This is a genomic window from Delftia acidovorans SPH-1, assembly GCF_000018665.1.
GTDB classification, from domain to species: domain Bacteria; phylum Pseudomonadota; class Gammaproteobacteria; order Burkholderiales; family Burkholderiaceae_C; genus Comamonas; species Comamonas acidovorans.
In genome coordinates, this window is sequence record NC_010002.1 from 1,843,712 (window position 1) to 1,864,083 (window position 20,372).

Annotated in this window: 22 protein-coding genes and 1 tRNA gene; 11 read left to right on the plus strand and 12 right to left on the minus strand. The window is 68.0% G+C overall.

Annotated elements, in window-relative coordinates:
• Window positions 1-61: 61 nt before the first annotated feature.
• From DACI_RS08300 to DACI_RS08330, 7 genes are read left to right on the plus strand one after another with little or no spacing between them, the layout of a single operon-like run.
• On the plus strand, window positions 62-457 hold the full coding sequence (locus tag DACI_RS08300; protein WP_012203578.1) for a hypothetical protein: 396 nt from the start codon (window positions 62-64) through the stop codon (window positions 455-457).
• Window positions 454-753, plus strand: coding sequence for a hypothetical protein (locus DACI_RS08305; protein ID WP_043780949.1), 300 nt, complete (start codon window positions 454-456; stop codon window positions 751-753). Before DACI_RS08300 ends, DACI_RS08305 begins: the two co-directional genes overlap by 4 nt.
• Window positions 750-1,226, plus strand: a complete 477-nt coding sequence (locus tag DACI_RS08310; RefSeq protein WP_012203580.1) for a glycoside hydrolase family 108 protein — start codon at window positions 750-752, stop codon at window positions 1,224-1,226. Before DACI_RS08305 ends, DACI_RS08310 begins: the two co-directional genes overlap by 4 nt.
• On the plus strand, window positions 1,223-1,588 hold the full coding sequence (locus DACI_RS08315) for a hypothetical protein (protein WP_012203581.1): 366 nt from the start codon (window positions 1,223-1,225) through the stop codon (window positions 1,586-1,588). The genes DACI_RS08310 and DACI_RS08315 overlap by 4 nt, the downstream gene beginning before the upstream one ends.
• Entirely contained in the window at window positions 1,585-1,869 is a 285-nt protein-coding gene (locus DACI_RS08320; protein ID WP_012203582.1) for a hypothetical protein, read from the plus strand. Before DACI_RS08315 ends, DACI_RS08320 begins: the two co-directional genes overlap by 4 nt.
• On the plus strand, window positions 1,866-2,144 hold the full coding sequence (locus DACI_RS08325) for a hypothetical protein (RefSeq protein ID WP_012203583.1): 279 nt from the start codon (window positions 1,866-1,868) through the stop codon (window positions 2,142-2,144). The genes DACI_RS08320 and DACI_RS08325 overlap by 4 nt, the downstream gene beginning before the upstream one ends.
• Window positions 2,141-2,410 carry a hypothetical protein gene (locus DACI_RS08330; RefSeq protein WP_012203584.1) on the plus strand — a complete coding sequence of 90 codons (270 nt, stop codon included), beginning with the start codon at window positions 2,141-2,143 and terminating at the stop codon, window positions 2,408-2,410. Before DACI_RS08325 ends, DACI_RS08330 begins: the two co-directional genes overlap by 4 nt.
• A 160-nt stretch (window positions 2,411-2,570) precedes the next feature.
• Here DACI_RS08330 and DACI_RS08335 read toward each other — a convergent pair.
• From DACI_RS08335 to DACI_RS08360, 6 genes are all read right to left on the minus strand, one after another.
• Window positions 2,571-2,645 (minus strand) — tRNA-Arg (locus DACI_RS08335).
• A gap of 78 nt (window positions 2,646-2,723) precedes the next feature.
• Window positions 2,724-7,055 carry a translocation/assembly module TamB domain-containing protein gene (locus DACI_RS08340; RefSeq protein ID WP_012203585.1) on the minus strand — a complete coding sequence of 1,444 codons (4,332 nt, stop codon included), beginning with the start codon at window positions 7,053-7,055 and terminating at the stop codon, window positions 2,724-2,726.
• Between the two features lie 2 nt (window positions 7,056-7,057).
• Window positions 7,058-8,980: an autotransporter assembly complex protein TamA gene (locus tag DACI_RS08345; protein ID WP_012203586.1), complete on the minus strand. Its 1,923-nt coding sequence runs from the start codon at window positions 8,978-8,980 to the stop codon at window positions 7,058-7,060.
• A 4-nt stretch (window positions 8,981-8,984) separates the two neighbouring features.
• The gene (locus tag DACI_RS08350; RefSeq protein WP_012203587.1) at window positions 8,985-10,172 is read right to left on the minus strand and encodes a vWA domain-containing protein; all 1,188 of its coding nucleotides are present in this window, start codon (window positions 10,170-10,172) and stop codon (window positions 8,985-8,987) included.
• Between the two features lie 31 nt (window positions 10,173-10,203).
• Window positions 10,204-10,914 carry a GNAT family N-acetyltransferase gene (locus DACI_RS08355; RefSeq protein ID WP_012203588.1) on the minus strand — a complete coding sequence of 237 codons (711 nt, stop codon included), beginning with the start codon at window positions 10,912-10,914 and terminating at the stop codon, window positions 10,204-10,206.
• 11 nt (window positions 10,915-10,925) lie between these two features.
• Window positions 10,926-11,780: an AAA family ATPase gene (locus DACI_RS08360; protein ID WP_012203589.1), complete on the minus strand. Its 855-nt coding sequence runs from the start codon at window positions 11,778-11,780 to the stop codon at window positions 10,926-10,928.
• A 116-nt stretch (window positions 11,781-11,896) separates the two neighbouring features.
• On the opposite strand from DACI_RS08360, the gene DACI_RS08365 reads away from it, so the two are divergent.
• Window positions 11,897-12,571 carry a c-type cytochrome gene (locus tag DACI_RS08365; protein ID WP_012203590.1) on the plus strand — a complete coding sequence of 225 codons (675 nt, stop codon included), beginning with the start codon at window positions 11,897-11,899 and terminating at the stop codon, window positions 12,569-12,571.
• 92 nt (window positions 12,572-12,663) lie between these two features.
• Here the strand turns inward: DACI_RS08365 and DACI_RS08370 are convergent, their stop codons facing one another.
• Window positions 12,664-13,122 carry a DUF1841 family protein gene (locus tag DACI_RS08370; RefSeq protein ID WP_012203591.1) on the minus strand — a complete coding sequence of 153 codons (459 nt, stop codon included), beginning with the start codon at window positions 13,120-13,122 and terminating at the stop codon, window positions 12,664-12,666.
• Window positions 13,123-13,200: 78 nt separating this feature from the next.
• Window positions 13,201-13,800 carry a short chain dehydrogenase gene (locus DACI_RS08375; protein ID WP_012203592.1) on the minus strand — a complete coding sequence of 200 codons (600 nt, stop codon included), beginning with the start codon at window positions 13,798-13,800 and terminating at the stop codon, window positions 13,201-13,203.
• A 106-nt stretch (window positions 13,801-13,906) separates the two neighbouring features.
• Between DACI_RS08375 and DACI_RS08380 the strand changes: the two genes are divergently transcribed.
• On the plus strand, window positions 13,907-14,797 hold the full coding sequence (locus tag DACI_RS08380) for a LysR family transcriptional regulator (RefSeq protein WP_012203593.1): 891 nt from the start codon (window positions 13,907-13,909) through the stop codon (window positions 14,795-14,797).
• A 10-nt stretch (window positions 14,798-14,807) separates the two neighbouring features.
• Here the strand turns inward: DACI_RS08380 and kefC are convergent, their stop codons facing one another.
• Window positions 14,808-16,691, minus strand: a complete 1,884-nt coding sequence (kefC, locus tag DACI_RS08385) for a glutathione-regulated potassium-efflux system protein KefC (protein WP_012203594.1) — start codon at window positions 16,689-16,691, stop codon at window positions 14,808-14,810.
• Between the two features lie 297 nt (window positions 16,692-16,988).
• On the opposite strand from kefC, the gene DACI_RS08390 reads away from it, so the two are divergent.
• The gene (locus tag DACI_RS08390; protein ID WP_012203595.1) at window positions 16,989-17,618 is read left to right on the plus strand and encodes a LysE family transporter; all 630 of its coding nucleotides are present in this window, start codon (window positions 16,989-16,991) and stop codon (window positions 17,616-17,618) included.
• A gap of 341 nt (window positions 17,619-17,959) precedes the next feature.
• On the plus strand, window positions 17,960-18,424 hold the full coding sequence (locus tag DACI_RS08395; RefSeq protein ID WP_034390662.1) for a MaoC family dehydratase: 465 nt from the start codon (window positions 17,960-17,962) through the stop codon (window positions 18,422-18,424).
• Between the two features lie 154 nt (window positions 18,425-18,578).
• Here DACI_RS08395 and DACI_RS08400 read toward each other — a convergent pair whose 3' ends face one another.
• From DACI_RS08400 to DACI_RS08410, 3 genes are all read right to left on the minus strand, one after another.
• On the minus strand, window positions 18,579-18,884 hold the full coding sequence (locus tag DACI_RS08400) for a DUF4148 domain-containing protein (protein ID WP_012203597.1): 306 nt from the start codon (window positions 18,882-18,884) through the stop codon (window positions 18,579-18,581).
• Between the two features lie 183 nt (window positions 18,885-19,067).
• Complete coding sequence (gene trmL, locus DACI_RS08405) at window positions 19,068-19,565, minus strand: tRNA (uridine(34)/cytosine(34)/5-carboxymethylaminomethyluridine(34)-2'-O)-methyltransferase TrmL (RefSeq protein WP_012203598.1); 498 nt, start codon at window positions 19,563-19,565, stop codon at window positions 19,068-19,070.
• A 52-nt stretch (window positions 19,566-19,617) separates the two neighbouring features.
• Window positions 19,618-20,352, minus strand: a complete 735-nt coding sequence (locus tag DACI_RS08410; RefSeq protein ID WP_012203599.1) for a ComF family protein — start codon at window positions 20,350-20,352, stop codon at window positions 19,618-19,620.
• Window positions 20,353-20,372 lie beyond the last annotated feature (20 nt).

Below are 20,372 nucleotides of genomic sequence, written 5' to 3' on the forward strand. Positions count from 1 at the left end.
CAATTTTATTACCCGCTTCGGCGGGTTTTTTTATGCCCAAAACAGCCCGGAGGAGGAGCTGATGAATCAACTGGAACCGACGAATGTGGCCATCGCGCTGGCCTCGGTGTTGTTCGGGCCGACGCTGGCCGCCCTTGTGGGTCCGTATGCCGTGATCCTGATCGCGTCCACCGTGGGCGCGGCCTGGGCGCTGGGCCGGCGTGACCCGAGTGCGCGCCTGGGCGCTGCTGGGTACTTCCTGCGGCTCAACGTGACCGCGTTGCTCGTGACGGTGGGCCTGGCTACGCTGGCGGGCCGCTGGCTGGGTTTCGATGAGACCAACTGGATGCTGGCACCCATCGCGCTCCTGGTGGGCGGCGTGGGCGACGACTGGCCGCGCCTGGGCCGCTGGGTCTTCGAGCGCGCCGCCCGCGTGCTGGAGCGCAAGGCAGGCGGCGGCGAAGGAGGTGCTCCATGACATGGCAATCCCACCAACTGCTCGCGATGCTCAACCTGGGCATTTGCCTGGCCATCGGCTGGGCCTGCATCTGCCGCCTCAACTCCCACGTTGCCCGCGTTCACAAGCTGGCCCGCGCCAGGTACGCGCTGCTGCTGGCCGGCGCGCTGGCCTCGGGCATGCAGCCGGCCCTCTGGGGCACCTGGACCACAGTGGGCGACACCATTTTCTCGGCCTGCGTGCTCGCGGGCTTGTTGATCAACGTGGCGCGCTGGCATGGCGCTGGCCACCCCATGCGACGGAGTGACGACCAATGACCTACTTCGATGACTGCTTCGAGAGGCTGATCGGCCATGAGGGCGGCTACGTGAGCAATCCCAAGGATCCTGGCGGCGAGACCAAGTTCGGGATCAGCAAGCGCGCCTATCCAGGCGTGGACATCAAGGCGCTGACGCTGGCCGAGGCCAAGGCCATATACCGGCGCGACTACTGGGATCGCGCGCGATGCGATGAACTGCCGCACGGGGTGGCCTTCGATGTGTTCGATGGCGCGGTGAACTCCGGGATTGGCCAGGCCATTCGCTGGCTGCAGCGCGCGGCCGGCGTTGCCGATGACGGAATCGTGGGGCCGCTGACCCTCGCGGCTGTGCGTCGCGCCGACCCGGAGGCTATCCAGGCGCGCTACAGCGGCCACCGGCTGGACTTCATGACGCGCCTCTCGACCTGGGACACGTTCGGGCGTGGCTGGGCGCGGCGTGTCGCGAGCAACCTACAGAGGGTCGGAGCATGATCACGCCCACGCAAGCCATCGTGGCCGTGCTCGCAGCCGGAAACCTGCTGCTGGGCTGGGCCTGGCTGTCTGCGCGCGATGACACGGCCACGGCCCGCGCCGAGCTGGTGGGCATGCAACAGCAGCGTGACGGCGCGCTCAAGGGCGCGCAGGCATGCAGCGAGGCCACCGAGGCCCTGGGCGCCGTGGCCGCGCAGCGTGCTGCAGAGGCGGCGCCGGCCCGTGCTGCTGCCGCTGGCCAGGCCGCCGCCCTCAACGCCCGCGCCGACTACACGCTGTCCCGCCAGCCCGCGCAAGGTGACAGCTGCGCCGCGCTCCAGGCTCTGGGCGCCGACTGGCTCAAGGGGAGGGCCAAGCCATGATGCGCGCCATCCTGCTGCTGGCTGCGCTGGCCCTGGCCGGCTGCGGCTCCGTGCCGCGTGTCGAAATCCAAGAGGTCAAGGTTCCCGTGCCCGTGGAGTGCCGCGAACCGATCCCGGACAGGCCCGCGATGCCTACGGATGGCTTGGCCGACGATGCAGACCCCTTCGAGCTGCTTCGCGCCGCCCTGGCTGAGATCGATAGACGCGAGGGCTACGAGGTGCGGCTGCTGGCCGCGCTGATGGCGTGCACGCAGCCGCTCTCACGTACCATGCAGCCATGAGCTTCGATCAGATCGCAATTGCCCTGCTGGGCGCCCTGGCGGCCTGGCTCTCCCAGGCCAGGGGAGAGAGCTCGCGCAAGTGGGCTCCGGTGTTCGGCATGCTGGGGCAGCCCTTCTGGTTCTATGCCAGCTGGCAGGCTGAGCAGTGGGGCATCTTCGCCGTGTCGATCATCTATGCCTGCGCATGGGGCCGGGGTCTGTGGGTCTACTGGATCTCGCCGCGGCGGGAGCATGGGACGGGCTCGATCCAGCTGGTGCCAGGCCGAAAGCCATGATCCTCACACTGCACATAGACAAGGAAGAACCCGGCCTCTACACGGCGCGTGTTCTGCATGGCCAGGCTGAAGTTGAGGAGTTCCAGTCCGGAACGATTTCCGAAGCTATTCGCGACTGTGCGGGAGCGTCGCTGCAGGGCCTCGACGGCTTCCATATCTGGTACGGCCATATCTCCATTGGCACCACGTCGCTCTACGTCATGCGCCACGACGCCGAGACGCTGGCGCAGCGGCTGGTGAGCCTGCATTCCCAGTTCGGCGGGTAGGTGGATAGGTCAAAACCCGGCTTGGTCAGACCTGAAATCTGGGCAAGTTGGGCAAGGGTTGGACGTGAAATCCGACCCTGCCAGCTGCTGCTCATGTCCCACTTATGTCCCAGACACCCACTTAATGCGCTGTAAGTGGTTGTCATCATTGGTAAAGTGGTGGTCCCTCCGACAGGAATCGAACCTGTATCTGGCGCTTAGGAGGCGCCCGTTCTATCCATTGAACTACGGAGAGGAGCAAACGGCGATTGTAAACCCACGCCGGACCCGTCCCGCGCACCGCCGGGAGGGCGGCATGCGGGGCGCTGGGGCGTCAGTCCTTGCGCACGGTGTAGATCAGGTCCAGCGCGCTGGTTTCCCCGGTCTGGCCGCGCAGGGTGAGGCGGCGCGAGAGGTCGTAGAAGATGTACAGCGTGCCCATGGCGCCCGAGAGGCTTTGCTCGTAGGTGACATAGAGGTCGCTGGACAGGCGCTTGCCCAGGGTGAGGGCGGCGCCGGTGGAGCCTTCGCCGCCCGGTCCCTTGAAGCCGATCTCGTCCAGGCCCAGGTTGCTGGCGATCTTGCCGCTGTTGTTGCGCCCGCCGCTGAGCAGGGACAGCGCGGCCTGCTGGAGCAGGGCGCTTTCGGCGCCGCCCGTGGCGGGGTCGCGGCCCATGACCACCCAGGAGAGCTTTTCGGCATCGGGCATTTCGGGGTCGGAGTACAGGCGCACGCGCGGGGCATTGGCCGTGCCCTGCACCTGCACGCCTGCGCGCACGGCGATGTTGGGGCGCAGCGCCAGGATGTCCAGCGAGGGGTTGGCGTAGGGGCCGTTGAAGCGGATGAGGCCGGTCTCCACGTCCAGCGACTGGCCCCAGGCGCGGTAGCGGCCCTGCACGGTGCGGATCTCGCCCGTGATGCGCGGCGGGCCGCCCGCCACGGTGGGGCCTTGCACTTCCAGCGCGCCTTCCAGGCGGGTGGTGATGCCGTAGCCCTGCAGCGCGAAGTCGCGGCCCAGGTCGAGCTTGACGAGGATGTCGGGCAGCTTGATGGTTTCCGCGCGGGCCTGGGCCTTGCGGTCGGCCTGCTGCTGCTTGCGCGCCGCTTCCTGCTCGGCCTTGCGCGAGGCGGCCGAGTGCACGACCACGTCGGAGTCCAGCGAGGGGGCGGATTCCTCGGGCAGGATGATGGTGGCGCGGTCGGTGGTGAGGTCGCCGCGCAGCGTGAACTGGCCTTGCTCCAGCTTGGCCTGCAGGCCGCCGGAGATGCTGACCTGGCGGTCCGCGCGCACCAGCACCTGCAGCCTGGTGGCCTGGGCGCGCAGGTCCATGCTCAGGCCGGAGTTGCTGCCATCGGCGTTGGGCGGGTCCCAGCGCACGAAGCCCGAGCCCGTGAGTTCGCCGCCTTCGCGCGGGGCCGTGGTGAGGTTGCCGCTGTAGCCCAGGATGCGCGCATTGCTGCCGCGCCCGCCCTGCATGCGCAGTTCGGTCAGGTCCAGCCGGTTGCCTTGCAGGCGGGCGCGCAGCACGCCGTTTTGCAGGTCGATGCCGTCCAGCGCGGACAGGATGCTCAGGCCGTCGGCCGAGAGATTGCCCTGCCACTGCGGGTTCTGGCGGTCGCCGCTGATCTCGGCCTTGGCCTGCAGCGATCCGGTGACGCGCCAGCCGGGCGGGGCGAACAGCGCCCAGATGCCGATGTCGGGCATGCGGGCGTCGATCTGGCCGGACAGCGGGGCCTTCTCGGGCCAGGTCCAGGTGCCGTTTTGCTGGGCCAGGCGCGTGCCCAGCTGCGCAGTCAGGGTGCCGGCGCGTTCGCTGTCCCAGTCGAGCTTGGCCTGCACGTCGTCGCCCTGGGCGCGCACGCTCAGGCGGGCCTGCTTGATGTGGGCGCGCATGCCGGCGCCGCGCACGGTATGCGTGCGCACTTCACCAGGCTTGCTGGAGCGCGGCCCCGTGGTGTGGATGACGGTGGTGCCCGAGCCGTCTTCCACGGCCAGGCGCAGGTCGCCGGCGGCACGCTCGACCAGCAGTTCGGCCTTGAGCGCGGGGCCGGTGGTGTCCAGGTCCCAGCGGGCGTTGAAGCTCAGATCGCCGCTCAGGCCCATGGCGGCCAGCGGAGGCTCCTCGGCCATGGACAGGGCATCAACCCAGGCCAGCGGCAGGGCCTGGGCGCGGCCGGTGCTGCGCAGGGCCCAGCGGCCGTCGCCGCCCTGGGTGGCGCGGGTGTCGTCCCAGGCCAGCAGCACGGGCTGCGGCGCCTCGGCATTGGCGCGGCGCTGGGCCAGCGTGGGCGGCGTGACCTGCAGGCTGCCGGCCGACGCCGTGAACGTGGTGGACAGCACGGTACGGCCCGTGGTGCGCTGGGCGATCTGCACGGGCTGCTTGCCCGCCAGTTGCACCTGCCACGGGCCGGGCAGGTCCTGGCCTGGATTCAACCGGGCCTGCAGTCTGTCGATGCTGGCCTGCCAGTCCAGGGGCGCGGCACCGCGCGCCGTGGCAAGGCCGGCCTGCAGGGCCGTGTCGATCTGCGCGGTCTGCGTGCCGCGCTTCGCCTGGCCGGTGAGGGTCAGGCTGGCCTGCTCGGGCGAGCCCTTGAGTGCCAGGCGCAGTTCGGGCAGCTCCAGCGCCTGCTCGGGCGGCGTGTTGGCGGGCAGGTAGCGCAGCTTGGCGGCCTGCAGGTCGGCCTGCAGTTGCAGGCCGCTGGCGGGAAGCGGGTCGCCCACGGCGGCCTTCATGCGCTTTTGCAGTGCGCCCCATCCGCCGCGCCAGCTGGCGTCCAGCTGGGCCTGGCCTTCGACCAGGGCGCCGGCCAGCGGGTCCTTCATGCCGGGCAGCTTGCGCAGCCACTGTGTGAGGGCGGTGAGTGACGACAGCTTGAGCTGGCTGCTGCCCTGGCCTGCGGCGGGGCTGATGTGGCCGTCCAGCGAGAGCTCGGCGCCGGGCAGCTCGGCCTTAAGCACGGTCTGCAGTTTTTGCTGTTCGGTGTCGAACTGCAGGCTGCGGCTGCGCACCGAGGCCTGCAGCGCATCAAGCTGCAGGTTCTCCAGCGACAGCACGGGCTGGGCCCAGCGGCCCTTGGTGGCGAGTTTCTCTATGCGCAGGGGCTGGCGCTTGCCGCCTGCGGGCGCGGCTGCGGCCTGGATGTCCACGCTGAAGTCCACCTGCTGCTCGGCCGTGGTGCTGGCGCGCAGCTCGCCCTGCAGCGGTGCGGCTTCCAGGATGCTGTAGAGCGCGGCGGGGTCCAGGCGCTGGACCTTGGCCTGGCCTTCGAAGACCTTGGTGGCGGGCTCGAAGCGGCCCTGGGCGTCGATGCTGCCCGAGCCTATGGCGATCTGCGCCTGCTCCAGCAGCCACTGCTGGCCGTCATAGCGCACCGCGGCCTCGATCTGGTCCAGCGGCAGGCGCTGGCGGTCCCAGGGACCGGGCATGGCGTTGTTCAGGCGTGTCGTCAGCTGCCAGGCGGTGGTGGCGATGGCCGAGCCTGGTGCCTGGTCCGATGCCTGTTCCGTGGCTGGTGCCCGGGCTGTATCAGCTGCCTTGCCATCCGGCCCTGCCTGCAATTCGCCGCTGATGCGGGTGCGCGGTCCCTGGGGCCAGAAGGCGGCGATGTCGATCTGGCTGAGCTGGGCGCGCGCGGTCTGCAGCGGCTGGGGCTGCCAGGGCCGGATGCTGGCCTCGATGTCCGCATGCATGGGTTCGGACACGGGGGCGGCTTCCTTGCGCTCCCTGGCCTTGCCATTCTTGCCATCGGCCTTGGCGGATTTCTGTACGGCGGCAGGGGCAGGCGTTTCCTCGGACACCATCCCGGGCTTGGCATCAACCTGGAGCTTGATGCCCAGTTGCGCAGCGGCGGTGGCCAGGGTGCCGTCGATCTGTGCCTTGGCCTGCACGGCCAGCGGTGCCGGTTTGGGGGCCTTGGCCGTGGAGGCCTCGTCGTCCGAAGCCAGGGCCGGCGCCTGCAGGTCGCCCTGCAGCTGGGCCTGGATGGCCATGGGTGCACGGGCCTGCAGGCGCAGCCTGGCCTGGTAGTTGCCATCGGCCCATTGCAGGTCGCGCACGTCCAGCTGGTGCTCGCTGCCGTCATAGACGTAGTGGCCTTGCAGGCCCAGCACCTCGGCCTGGGGCGGGCCTTGCCAGACGATGCGCTCCACATGGAAGGGCACGTCGATCTTCACGGGCAGCACGAGCTGCTGCAGTGGCTCGACGGGTTTCTTGTCCTCGGGGTCGGGGGTGCTGGCAATGCTCAGCTCGGCGATGCGCACTTCGCCCAGGCGCACGGTGCGCGACAGCAGGGGGCGCAATTGCCAGCCGATGGTGGCGTCGCGCAGCTCCACCTTCATGGTGGGGCTTTGCCATTGCAGCCAGCCGATGCGCCCGCCCTGGCGCACGGTGCCGGTGACTTCCTTGGCCTGCAGGCTCTGGCCTGCGGGCAGCCAGCCGGCCACGCGCTGCAGGGTGTAGGCCAGCGAATCGGCACGGCCGGCCCACCACCATGCGGAACTCAGCAGGGCGGCCAGCAGCAGGACCAGGACCAGGAAGAACCAGAGCAGGGCGCGCAGCCAGCGGCGGCGGCGCCGGGGCGCGGGCGCAGGCGGGGGAGGGGACGCCTGGGGGCTTTGATCTGGCGCGGCGGAGGAGGCAGGGGTATTCAAACGGGAATCCACCATGGTCAGAAGTTGAAGCCCAGGCGCAGGTGCAGGCGCAGCTGTTTTTCCTGGGCGCCCCAGGCGATGTCGGCCTGCACGGGTCCCACGGGGCTGCGCCAGCGCAGGCCGGTGCCCACGCCCACGCGCATGTACATGGAGTCGGGCGCATCGCCCACGGTGCCGGCGTCCAGGAAGACGGCATGCTCCCAGTCCTGCGTGTTGCCCTTGATGACGATGGGCCGTTGCCATTCGATGCTGCCCACGGCCATGTAGCGCCCGCCGATGACCTTGCCGCTGTCGGTGCGCGCACCGATGCTTTGGTAGCCGTAGCCGCGCACGGTGTTGTCGCCGCCGGTGATGAACAGTTGGGTGACGGGCAGGTCGGCATCCTTGCGGGCCAGCAGGGCGCCGCCGGAGGCGCGCAGCGCCAGGCGGCTGCGGCGCTTGGTCTCGGGATCGACCTCGCCGATGGGAATCAGGCTGAGCCAGCGGCCCGAGACGCGGCCGAACGGCGTGCGCTGGGGCGTGAGCGTGGTGCCCGCGCCGACTTCCCAGGCGAAGCCGAAGCCCGAGGAGGGCGCCAGCGTGCTGTCGAAGTAGCGGCCCGTCCAGCCGTAGTTGGCCGTGACCGATGAGCTGGAGGGCGGCGCGCCCTCGCCCTGGGTCTTGGCGTAGTCGTACTGCAGGTAGTAGTTGCGGTCGATGTGGTCTTCGGATTTGGTACGGCCGGCGCGCAGCTGCAGGCTGTTGACATCGAAGTCGCCCGAGGGCGCGCGCTCGGCCTTGGCCGTGGTGAACCAGCGCCACAGGGTTTCATCGGGCAGGGCGGTCCACTGCGTGGAGATCAGCGGGTTCTTGCGGTCGAAACGCATGCGCGTGACGGCGCGCCAGCCCAGCCAGGGCAGGCGGTTGTGGATGTGGTCCACGCTCAGGCGCGGGCCGGTGTCGGTGCTCATGCCCACGCCGAAGACCCATTTCTGCATCTGGGCCTCGCGCACCTGGGCGATGACGGGCGTGGTGACCTGGGCGCCCTTGCGCTTGAGGGCCTCCTCATCCTCGGCGGCGCTTTCTCCCTGCTGGGGTACGTTGGCCAGCGTGAGGAAGACGGAGTCGTAGTAGCCGCTGCTGGCCAGGCGCAGTTGGGCGTCGACCAGGGCGGTCTGGTCGTATTCCTCGCCCTCGGGCAGGCGTGCGATGCGGGCCGTGCCCACGGGGTCGTAGCGCTGGGCGCCTTCGATGCGCAGCGGGCCGAAGGTGTAGGCCGGGCCGGGCGCATAGGCCACGCTGACATCGGCCTCATGCGTGTCGGCGTCGATGTCGGCCAGGCTGGAGTCGATGCGCGCCAGCGGGTAGCGGCGCGACTGCAGCGTGCGCAGGCCCTGGCTCTTGGCCTGGCTCCAGCTGGACTGGCTGAAGCGCTGGCCGGGCTGCAGCGGCCAGTCCTCTTCGATGGTGGCGCGCTGGGAGGCGCCATCGGGATCGTCGGCGTTGACGCCCGCAAAGCGCACCTGGCTGCGCGCAATGGTGGCGGGCTCGCCCGGGTCCACCTTGACGGTGACCTCCAGCGGGGCCTCTTCGGATTCGGGCGTTTCCTTGATCTCCACCGTGACCGTGGGGCTGAAGTAGCCCAGCGTGCCGATCAGGTCGCGCACGTTGGCGTCGGTGGCGCCCAGCAGCCGCGTGAGCTCGCGCCGCTGCAGATCGCTCTGGTAGCGGTAGCGGCGCAGTTCGAGGTGCTTTTCCAGCAGTTCGCGCACTTCCTTGGGCGCATCGACGACGAGCGAGAAGGCCGGGTCGCCGGTCGCTGCAATCAGCGACGGGTCCGTGTCCTTGTCATCATTCTTGGACGGCAGGAGGCTGCAGCCACCGAGCATCAGGGCTGCACTCAACAGAAACAAAAACGCCGGCCCTCGGGCCGGCGCTGTTGCGGGGGGGAGCTTGGGCATCGGCCTATTTTGACAGCAGGCGCATGGCGTCTTCCAGACCTTTGAGTGTCAAAGGGTACATGCGGTTGCCCGTGAGCTGCTGGATGATGCTGATGCTCTGGCGGTACTGCCAGACGCCAGGCGGCTCGGGGTTGATCCAGGCAAAGCGCGGGAAGGCATGCGTCAGGCGCTGCAGCCATTCGGCGCCGGGCTCCTCGTTCATGTACTCCACGCTGCCGCCGGGCTGCAGGATCTCGTAGGGGCTCATGGTGGCGTCGCCCACGAAGATCAGCTTGTAGTCCTTGTTGTACTTGCGGATGATGTCCCAGGTCGGAAACTTCTCGGCGAAGCGGCGGCGGTTGTTCTTCCACATGAAGTCGTAGACGCAGTTGTGGAAGTAGTAGAACTCCAGGTGCTTGAACTCGCTCTTGACGGCGGAGAACAACTCTTCCACGCGCTGCACATGCTCGTCCATGGTGCCGCCCACGTCCATGAGCAGCAGCACCTTCACGTTGTTGTGGCGCTCCGGGATCATCTTGATGTCCAGGTAGCCCGCGTTGGCGGCCGTGCTGCGGATGGTGTCGGGCAGGTCCAGCTCCAGCTCGCCGCCTTCGCGGGCGAACTTGCGCAGCCGGCGCAGCGCGACCTTGATGTTGCGCGTGCCCAGCTCCTGCGTGTCGTCGTAGTCGCGGTAGGCGCGCTGCTCCCAGACCTTGACGGCGCTCTTGTTGCGGCCCGGCCCGCCGATGCGCACGCCGGCCGGGTTGTAGCCGCCGTGGCCGAAGGGGCTGGTGCCGCCCGTGCCTATCCATTTGTTGCCGCCTTCGTGCCGCTCCTTTTGCTCTTCGAGCCGCTTCTTGAGCGTCTCCATCAGCTCGTCCCAGCCCATGGCCTCGATGGCGGCCTTTTCCTCGGGCGAGAGCTCGCGCTCCAGCAGCTTCTTCAGCCAGTCCTGGGGAATTTCGCGCGTGAGGTCGGCCACCATCTCCACGCCCTTGAAGTAGGCGGCAAAGGCGCGGTCGTACTTGTCGTAGTGCTTCTCGTCCTTGACCAGCACGGTGCGGCCCAGGTGGTAGAAGTCGTCCAGGCTCCAGGCGTCGTCGCTCTTGGGGCCGACCACGCCGGCCTGCAGTGCCTCCAGCAGGGTCAGGAACTCCTTGACCGAGACGGGCAGCTTGGCCGCGCGCATGGTGTAGAAGAAGTCGATCAGCATGGCATCTCCCAGGGGCCCGGCGTACGCGCCCTCATGTGCGCGCCACGGCGGTGCTGCCGTCCGAATGGCGCTGCAGCTGGTCCAGCAGCTGGGCGCGCGACTCGGGCCATTCGCCGCTGCGCAGGCTGTACATCACGGTGTCGCGGATGGTGCCGTCGCGGCGCAGCGCGTGGCCGCGGATCACGCCGTCCTTCTTCGCTCCCAGGCGCTCGATGGCGCGCTGGCTGGCGAAGTTGAAGCAGTCCGTGCGCCAGCCCACCACATGGCAGGACAGCGTGTCGAACGCATGGCCCATGAGCATGAGCTTGGCCGAGGTGTTGACATGGGTGCGCTGCACGCTGCGCGCGTACCAGGTGTAGCCGATCTCCACGCGGCGCACCTCGGGCAGGATGTCGTGGTAGCTGCTGGTGCCCAGCACCTTGCCGCTGTCGTCGTCCAGCACGGCAAAGGCGAAGCGCTTGCCCTGGCTGCGCTGCTCCAGCGCGGCTTCGATATAGGCACGCACATCACCGGGCTCGGGCGCCGAGGTCACGCGGATGCGCCACAGCTGGCCGTCCTGCACGGCCTCGCGCAGCCCGGCTTCATGGGCGAGGGCCAGGGGCTCCAGCCGCACGCCGTTGAAGCGCATGACCACGGGTCGCACAAAGCCCTGGTGCGCCACCGCGCCGGCCACGGGAATGGTCGTCACCTGGCCGGTGAGGGCCGGCACGCCCGTGTCGTTGGTGTGTTCTGGATGGGGCATGGGCGCAGGCCTCAGCGGTTGCGCTGGTTCATGAAGACCAGCTTCTCGAACAGGCTCACATCCTGCTCGTTCTTGAGCAGGGCGCCCACCAGCGGCGGCACGGCGACCTTGCCCTCGGCGGTCTGCAGCGATTCCACGGGAATGTCCTCGGCCACCAGCAGCTTGAGCCAGTCGATCAGCTCGCTGGTGGAGGGCTTCTTCTTGAGGCCGGGCAGATTGCGCACGTCGTAGAACACCTTCATCGCGGCGGTCAGCAGCTCGCCCTGCAGCTTGGGGAAGTGCACGGCCACGATCTGGCGCATGGTGTCGGCGTCGGGGAACTTGATGTAGTGGAAGAAGCAGCGGCGCAGGAAGGCGTCGGGCAGCTCCTTTTCGTTGTTGGAGGTGATGAACACCAGCGGCCGGTGCTTGGCGCGGATCATCTCGCGCGTCTCGTAGCAGTAGAACTCCATGCGGTCGATCTCGCGCAGCAGGTCGTTCGGGAATTCGATATCGGCCTTGTCGATCTCGTCGATCAGCAGGGCCACGGGCCGGTCTGCCGTGAAGGCCTGCCACAGCACGCCCTTGATGATGTAGTTGTGGATGTCCTTGACGCGCTCGCCGCCGTCGATGTCGGACAGTTGCGAGTCGCGCAGGCGGCTGACGGCGTCGTATTCGTACAGCCCCTGCTGGGCCTTGGTGGTGGACTTGATGTGCCACTGCAGCAGCGGCATGTCCAGCGCTGCGGCCACTTCCTCGGCCAGCATGGTCTTGCCCGTGCCGGGCTCTCCCTTGACCAGCAGCGGGCGCTGCAAGGTGGCTGCGGCATTCACCGCGAGCATCAAATCCTGGGTGGCGACGTAGTTCTCGGAACCTTGAAATTTCATGGGCGGTATCAGCGTAAGTATTGATGGGGACGCTTGACGGTGACTGCCATAATCGTTCGCGCTACCCGCTCAGCAGTAGGCATCCGTCAGAACTCTTGAAGGATTGTGCGCGCAAAATGATAAAAACTTTGACCACGGTATTGGCGCTGACTGTCGCATCTGTGACCCCTGTGGCACAGGCCCAGCAAAGCAAAGGTGACGCAAAGGCAGGGGAGGGGAAGATCGCCATGTGCATTGGCTGCCATGGCATCCAGGGCTACCAGGCCAGCTTCCCCGAGGTGTACAAGGTCCCCAAGATTTCAGGACAGGGCGCACCCTACATCGTGGCCGCGCTGCAGGCCTACCAGAAGGGCGAGCGCAAGCACCCCACCATGCGCGGCATCGCCGATCCGCTGACCGAGCAGGACATGGCCGACGTGGCCGCCTACTACGCCGAGCATGGCGTGGCCAAGGCCGCCGACGCCAAGGTCCGCGAGCCCAGCACCCAGGTTGCCGCGCTGCTGCAAAAAGGGGCCTGCGTCTCCTGCCACGGCCAGGGTTTTTCCAAGCCCATCGACCCCAGCTACCCGAAGGTGGCAGGCCAGTATGCGGACTATCTGTACTCTGCCCTCAAGTCCTACAAGACCGAAGGCAACCCCCACATCGGCCGCAGCAATGGCGTGATGGCCGGCATTGCCAAGCAGTTCACCAACAGCGAACTCAAGGCGCTGGCCAACTACATCGGCAGTCTGGATGGCGAGCTGCAGACCCTGCCCCAGCCCCATTTCCGCCTGGGCCAGAAATCGCAGTAGGTCGCGCCTTTCCTCCAAGGCAAAAGCCCGCAATTGCGGGCTTTTTTCGGGCTTTGTTCCGGGCTTTGTCTTGAGGCGCTGAACGGCCGGGACTATGCGCCGCCCGTGGCCTTGGCGCCGTCGCTGGTGGCGCGGCGCTGCACGGCGGCAATGTAGGCCTCGCCGTCCGGCGGGCGGCCCGAGCGCTGGCTTTCCCAGAGCATCTGCCCCAGGCATTCCATGGTGGCGTGGTGGGCGTCGTGCAGCGAGTCCAGGCGGCGGCTGAGCAATTCCACCGCCTGGCGTATGCCGCGCGGCTGGTCGATGCTGCACTGCTCGCTGATGGACAGGTGCATGGACAGGTGCAAAAACGGATTGGTCACGCCGGGCGTGGCGTCGTAGTCGCGCAGCAGGGCGGCGTCCACGTCGGCGAGGTCATCGAAATACTCGGGATGCTCGGCAATCCAGAGGCTGGCCAGCGTCTCTATGGCCTCCATCGGCGCGCCGTTCAGCATCTTGGTGCGCACGCCGCAGAAAAAGCGCCGCACATCGGCTTGGGTGGGGTTGAACATGGTGGCGCGCAGCGTAGCACGCAGCCTTTTTGGGCGGGCACGCAAGGACTTTGCCGAGGGCCCGCCGCAAGACAGGGATCAGAGCACTTCGAAGACCCTGCCGGTCTGGGCGCCTTCCACGCTGCGCTGGTAGGCCAGGGCCACGCGCGCGGCGGGCACGGTCTCGAAGCCGGGGAAGACCGAGCCATAGGCCTGGGCCGATTCGGTCAGCAGGGTGGGGCTCACGGCATTGATGCGCAGGCCGCGCTGCAATTCGACCGCGGCGCCGGTGACGAAGCCGTGGAGGGCGGCATTCACCGTCGATGCATTGGCGCCGTGGCGGATGGGCTCGGTGGCGGCAACGCCGCTGGTCAGCGTGATGGAGCCGCCGTCGCGCAGCCAGCGCTGGCCCAGCAGGGCGAGCCGCACCTGGCCCAGCAGCTTGTCCTGCAGGCCGGAGTTGAACTGCTCGGCCGTCATCTCGGACAGCGGGCCGAAGTGCAGTTTGCCGGCCGTGCTGACGATGGCGTCCACCTGGCCGGCGGCTTCGAACATTTTCTGCAGCGTTTCGGGCTGCGTGAAGTCGGCGCGCAGGTCGCCGCTGTTGCGGCCCACGGTGACGATCTCATGGCGCGGGGCCAGCAGGGCGTGGACAGCGCGGCCGATGGTGCCGGTGGCGCCGATGAGCAGGATCTTCATGTGGTTTTCTTTCGGAAGGAGTGAACAGGCCTGCAGTGTTTTGCAAATTGCCTATGCCATAAAGTAGCGAAATCTTTTTGTACTACTAAGCATTGGTTAGCAATCCATGGACAAGCTGCGCAATATGGAGGTCTTCATGGCCGTGGTCGAGGACGGCAGCTTTGCCCAGGCCGCGCGGCGCCTGGACATCTCGGCCGTGATGGTGGGCAAGCATGTGCAGCAACTGGAAGCCCACCTGGGCGCGCGCCTGCTGCAGCGCACCACGCGTCGCCACAGCCTGACCGAGGTAGGGCGCAGCTTCTACGAGGACAGCCGCCAGGTCTTCGAGCAGTTGCGCTGGGCCGAGTCTGCCGTGGAGCGCAGCCGCAGCGCACCCCAGGGCCTGCTGCGCATCAGCGCGCCGACCACGCTGGGCAACCATGTGATCGCGCCGCTGGTGGCCGACTACCAGCTGGCCAATCCGCTGGTGCGCGTGGACCTGCAACTGAGCGACAGCATGGCCGACCTGGTGGGCGAGAACATCGACGTGGCCGTGCGCATCGGCCCCGTGGGCGGCGAAGGCCTGGTGGCGCGGCCGCTGCAGCCCTATCGCATGGTGATTGCGGCGGCGCCCTCGTACCTGCGGCGGCGCGGGCATCCGCGTGGCGTGGACGATCTGGCGCGCCATGACTGCCTGAGCTACGCGGTCTGGCAGCGACGCTCGGAATGGATTCTGCGCGGCGACGGCTCGGGTTCGGTGCAGTGGCCCGAAGACGCCCGCCTGCGCTGCAACAGCGGCGACGGGCTGCGCCATGCGGCGCTGCGCGGCCTGGGCCTGATCCTGCAGCCAGAGGTGCTGCTGGCCGCCGACATGGCCGCGGGTCGGCTGGTGCCCGTGCTGCAGGACTGCGTGCCGCTGCCGCGCCCGGTGCACCTGGTCTATCTGCCGGACCGCCGCCAGCTGCCCAAGCTGGCGCAGTTCGTGGACCACATGGTGCGGGCGCTGGGCGCGGCCTGAGGCCCGGTTTTCAGGGGCCGGGCGGCGGCGGGGCTTCCTGCGGCGCCTGGTCCTTCTCCTGCTGCGCCTGGGCCTCCTGCCGCTCCTTGGCCATCTGCTCGACCAGCTGCTGGCGGCCCTGCTTGGCCACGGCAATGAGCTGGGCCTGGTCCTTGTGGTGGGGGTACATGCGCTCGATCAGCTCCAGGTTGTGCTCCCGAAAGCGCGTGGTGGTGCGCTGGGCCTCGGCAGGGCTGTGGCCCGCAAGTTCCAGCACGGTGCGCGCCGACACCAGGCTGGACTCGAAGACTTCGCGCTCGACATGGTGCACGCCCAGGTCGCGCAACTGGTACCAGTGGGCCATGTCACGCGCGCGGGCCACGATCTCCAGGTGCGGAAAGCGCTTGCGCACGCGGGCGGCGATCTTCAGCGATTGCTCGGAAGAGTCCACCGCGATGACCAGCACCCGCGCCTTGTCCGCGCCGGCAATGCGCAGCAGGTCCATGCGCGTGGCATCGCCGAAGAACACGCGGTAGCCGAAGGTGTGGGCCACTTCCAGCATCTCCACGCTGTGGTCGAGGATGGTGGCCGGCACGCCCTGTGTCAGCAGCACGCGTGCCACGATCTGGCCGTAGCGGCCAAAGCCCGCAATGATGATTTGCGCGTCCTGCGGCTCCGATATTTCATGGGGCCTGGCAGTCTGGCCCGCGCCGTCGACCTGGCAATCCTTCATGTCGGCAAAGCGCTTGAGCAGCAGCTTGTCCATCAGCACCAGCACCAGCGGGCCGATCAGCATGGACAGGGCCACGGCGGCCACCAGCATGGACGAGATGCTGTGGTGGAACACCTTGTACTGCGCCGCCGTCTGGAACACCACGAAGGCGAACTCCCCGCCCTGGGCCAGCAGCAGGGCGAACACCGGGCGCTCGCGCCAGGGCAGCTTCAGCACGCGGGCCAGGGTGTAGAGCACGGCGCCCTTGAGCGCCAGAAAGCCCAGCACCATGGCCGCCATGGCCCAGGGCGCGCGCAGCAGCACGCCGAAGTCGATGCTCATGCCCACGGCCATGAAGAACAGGCCCAGCAGCAGGCCCTTGAAGGGCTCGATGTTGGTCTCCAGCTCGCTGCGGTACTCGCTGTCGGCCAGCAGCACGCCGGCCAGGAAGGCGCCCAGCGCCATGGACAGGCCCACCTGCACCATCAGCATGGCAATGCCCACCACCAGCAGCAGCGAGGTGGCCGTGAAGATCTCGGGCGTGCGGCTGCGCGCGATCCAGCGCAGCAGGGGGCGCAGCAGCAGGCGGCCGCCCACCACCACGGCGGCGATGGTGCCCACGGTCTTGAGCACCTGCAGCCACAGGTGGCTGTCGGTGTGCGTGGCATTGGCGGCCTTGACCGCGCCCAGGATGGGGATCAGCGCCAGGATGGGAATGGCGGCCACGTCCTGGAACAGCAAGATGGAGAAGCTGGCCTGGCCGCTGGGCGTGCGCATGAGGTTGCGCTCGGCCATGACCTGCAGGCAGATGGCCGTGGACGACAGGGCCAGGCCCATGCCCGCGATCAGGCTCACGCGCCAGGAAAAGCCGAAGGCCCAGGCCGCCAGGAACAGCACGCCCGTGCAGGCCAGCATCTGCGCCAGCCCCCATCCCAGGATGGGCCGGCGCAACTCCCACAGGCGGCTGGGCTGCAGCTCCAGCCCGATCACGAAGAGCATCAGCACCACGCCGAACTCGGCGAAATGAAGAATGTCATCCACATTGCTGACAAGCGACAGTCCCCAGGGGCCCATGGCAATGCCGGCACCCAGGTAGCCAATGATGGCGCCCAGGCCCAGGGCACGCGCAATGGGCACGGCCAGCACGGCGGCGGTGAGATAGAGAAAGCCGTAGGTCAGCCAGATGGGGGCGCTGTGTTCCATGGGAGCTCGGGATGTTGGAGTTGGTGTTTACCCTGGGGTAATTGATTGTGTCACTCTCACAGCCGGGTCAGCTTCCTGACAGGGTTGAAAATTCCCCCCACGCTCCCCTTGCTGCGCAAGGTCCGCTGCCCCTGGCCGGGCGCCCCCTGAGGGGGCCGTTTTCATCTTGGGGCGGCCCGGCGATGAAAAATGCCACCGAATGCTTCATCGCCCCATCCGGCTTTGCTGCGGCAGTGCGCCACATCGGCTGCACGGTTTTAAGATGCCGGCCTGCTCCGTATTTTTAAGGTGTTTGGCATGGATTGGCATACTTGGATCGCCTACTTTGTGGCCTGCTGGATCATTGCGGTCTCCCCGGGCTCGGGCGCCGTGCTGTCCATGAGCCATGGCCTGTCGTATGGCGTGCGCAAGAGCAGCGCCACCATCTTCGGGCTGCAGCTGGGGCTGCTGACCATCTTGCTGATCGCCGGTGCGGGCGTGGGCTCGCTGCTGCTGGCCTCCGAATGGGCGTTCAACGCCGTCAAGATCGTCGGCGCCTGCTATCTGATCTACCTCGGAATCAGCCAATGGCGCTCGGGTGCCGCACCCCTGGCCACGCAGGAATCCATGCCCGAGCTCAGTGTGCGCCGCCGCGTGCTCACGGGCTTCCTGACCAACGCCACCAATCCCAAGGGCATCATCTTCATGGTGGCCGTGCTGCCCCAGTTCATGACCACCAGCCGCCCGCTGTGGCTGCAGTTGCTGATCCTGGCCGCCACCATGCTGGCCGTGGACACCATGGTCATGCACGGCTATGCGGCCAGCGCCAGCGCGCTGCGCGGCTTCATGCGCAGCGCGCGTGCGGTGCGCAGCCAGAACCGGGTCTTCGGCGCGCTGCTGATGGCCGTGGGCACAGGCCTGTTCTTTGTTCAGCGCGCGTCCAGGTGACATCCACCCTGGACTAACCCAAGGGTCTGTTGACGTTAATTTGCGGACGCGAAGCAGCCTGCCAGCGTGCCAATCAAGGCGCGCGACGCCGTGCGTGTGCCTACACGCACAAGGAGTGCAACGCCGAGTGGCGCGCTGGCAGGCTGCTTCCCTTCGGGTTGCGCGGTTGCGGGGCCGTCTGCCGCGTTGCTCACACTCGCAAGGCATGGGCCTTGCTGCGCATGAGCGCCTTGCATACAACCCCGCAACCGCGCAACGCGATCCACAAATTAACGTCAACAGACCCTAGCTGTCGCGCGCCCGACATGGAGCGCGCGGCACCGGCCCCTACCATTTGGGGCATGAAAACCTTCCATTCCTATTCCGAAGTGCGTGCCTGCGTGGGGCAGGAAGTCGCCGTCAGCGACTGGATCACCATCACCCAGCAGCAGGTGCAGCTGTTCGCCGATGCCACGGGTGACCAGCAATGGATCCATGTGGACCCCGAGCGCGCGTCCAAGGGCCCCTTCGGTGCGCCGATTGCGCACGGCTTTCTGACGCTGTCGCTGATCCCCCAGTTTTTCCAGAACTGCTTTCACATCGAAGGCGCGCAAATGGGCGTGAACTACGGCCTCAACCGCGTGCGCTTCACCTCTCCCGTGCCCGTGGGCAGCCGCCTGCGTGCGCGCCTGACGCTGCAGGCCGCCGAGCCCATCGAGCCCGGTGGCCTGCAGATGACCTGGCTGGTGACCGTGGAGCGCGAAGGCGCCGACAAGCCCGCCTGCGTGGCCGAGTCCGTGGCCCGCAACTACGGCGCCAAGGCCTGAATCAAAACTGACCCCCACGCTGCCCTTGCTACGCAAGGTCCGCCGCCCCCCCAAGGGGCGCTTTTCATCTTGGGGCGGCCCGGCGATGAAAAAAGCCCGCAGGGGGCACCTGCGGGCTGGCTGCGTGGTGGCAGCGGTTGCGGGGGGCTGAGGCTCAGGCGCCGAAGTTCAGCTGGCCCGAACGCTCGGCGGCGGCGGCTTCGCGGCGCACTTCATCGCGGCTCACGGTGGCGGTGGCAGTGTTCTGGATGGGCAGGTAGCCTTCTGCGACGGAGGGCATGGTGCCGTTGGCCTGGGCGGCCTTGAGGTCGGCCGTGACCTGGGCACGTGTCAGCGTGCTTTGGGTCTTCACTTCGGGCGGGTAGCTGCTGTTGTCGGCGTAGTCGAAGCCGGCAGCCTGGGCGGCGATGGCGGAGATGGAGAGGGCGGCCAGGACGGCAAAACGGCGGGTGTTCTTCATGATTCAAGTCCTTTGTTTTGTTTCTGGGACAGGGCGTTCTTTGCGGAAATCGCTTGGTAACGTAGAGCCCATGACTCAAATGTAGGACGGCTTGGAATCGGGAAAAACCCTTGGATTGGCAATGCGCTTTTTCAGCTGTTGAAACAATCGGCCGGGAACTTTTCGCCCGGTCCGGCCGATCGCTCAGGCCGCGCCGGCTGCTCCCTCGGCCAGGGCAGCGCCCGCGAATTGATGCTGGCGCCAGGCTTCGAACACGGTCACGGCCACGGCATTGGACAGGTTCAGGCTGCGCTGCTGCGGCAGCATGGGCAGGCGCAGGCGCTGCTGCGGCGGGAACTGCTCGCGCACCTCGGCGGGCAGGCCCTTGCTTTCGGAGCCGAACACCAGCCAGTCGCCAGGCTGAAAACCGATGGCGTGGGCGGGGCTGCTGCTGTGCGTGGTCATGGCGAACATGCGCTGGCGGTCCGGCTGGCAGTCCTGCAGGAAGGCCTGCCAGTCGGCATGGCGGCGCACGGGCGCGTACTCGTGGTAGTCGAGGCCGGCGCGGCGCATCAGGCGGTCTTCCATGGAAAAGCCCAGCGGCTCGATCAGGTGCAGGCTGCAGCCGGTGTTGGCGGCCAGACGGATCACATTGCCGGTATTGGGCGGGATCTCCGGCGCGACGAGAACGATATGGAACATGGCCCGTATTGTCTCGCGGCGGCCTATGCCCCCGGGCCCCGAGCCCCCACGATCAGGGCGTGCGCGCCAGCACCAGGGCGCTGACCTCGGCCGCGCCTGCACGCCGCAGGCAGGTGGCCAGCGCATGCAGGCTGGCACCCGTGGTCATCACATCGTCGATCAGCAGGACCCTGCGGCCGCGCACATGGGGCAGTTGCGCCGGCGGCACCGCAAAGACCCCGCGCAGCTGGCGCAGGCGCAGGGCGCGCGGCAGGTCATGCTGGGCCTGTGCCGTGTGGGCGCGCTGCACGGCCTGGTGCCGCAGCTTGCCGCGGGTGGATGGGCCGGACAGCGCACGGGCCAGCACCAGGGCCTGGTGAAAGCCGCGTTCGCGCAGGCGCTGGGCAGACAGGGGCATGGGCAGTAGCAGATCGCATTGCTCCAGCTGCTCGCGGGCCCCGTGCTGCTCCAGCAGCAGGGCGGCCAGGCTGCGTGCCAGGCCGGTGTCTCCCCGGAATTTGAAGTCGCCGATCACCGTGTGCCAGGGATAGGCGTAGTCCAGCGCGGCAAGGCAGTGCGTCAGTGGCGGGGGCTTGACCAGGCAGGCGCCGCAGACCTGCTGGCCGCCGCTGGCGCCGTGCCCCGCTGGCAGCGGCATGGCACAAAGCCCGCAGCGCGGCAGCGGCCTGGCCCAGCGCAAGCGGCAGTCCTGGCACAGGCGCTGCGCCGGCCAGCGGCGGCAGACGGCGCACTGGCTGGGCAGGCCGGCATGCCAGTGCGAAAGCCATGACGCAGGCAGGTTGGGCATGGAGTCAATATACTCGCGCC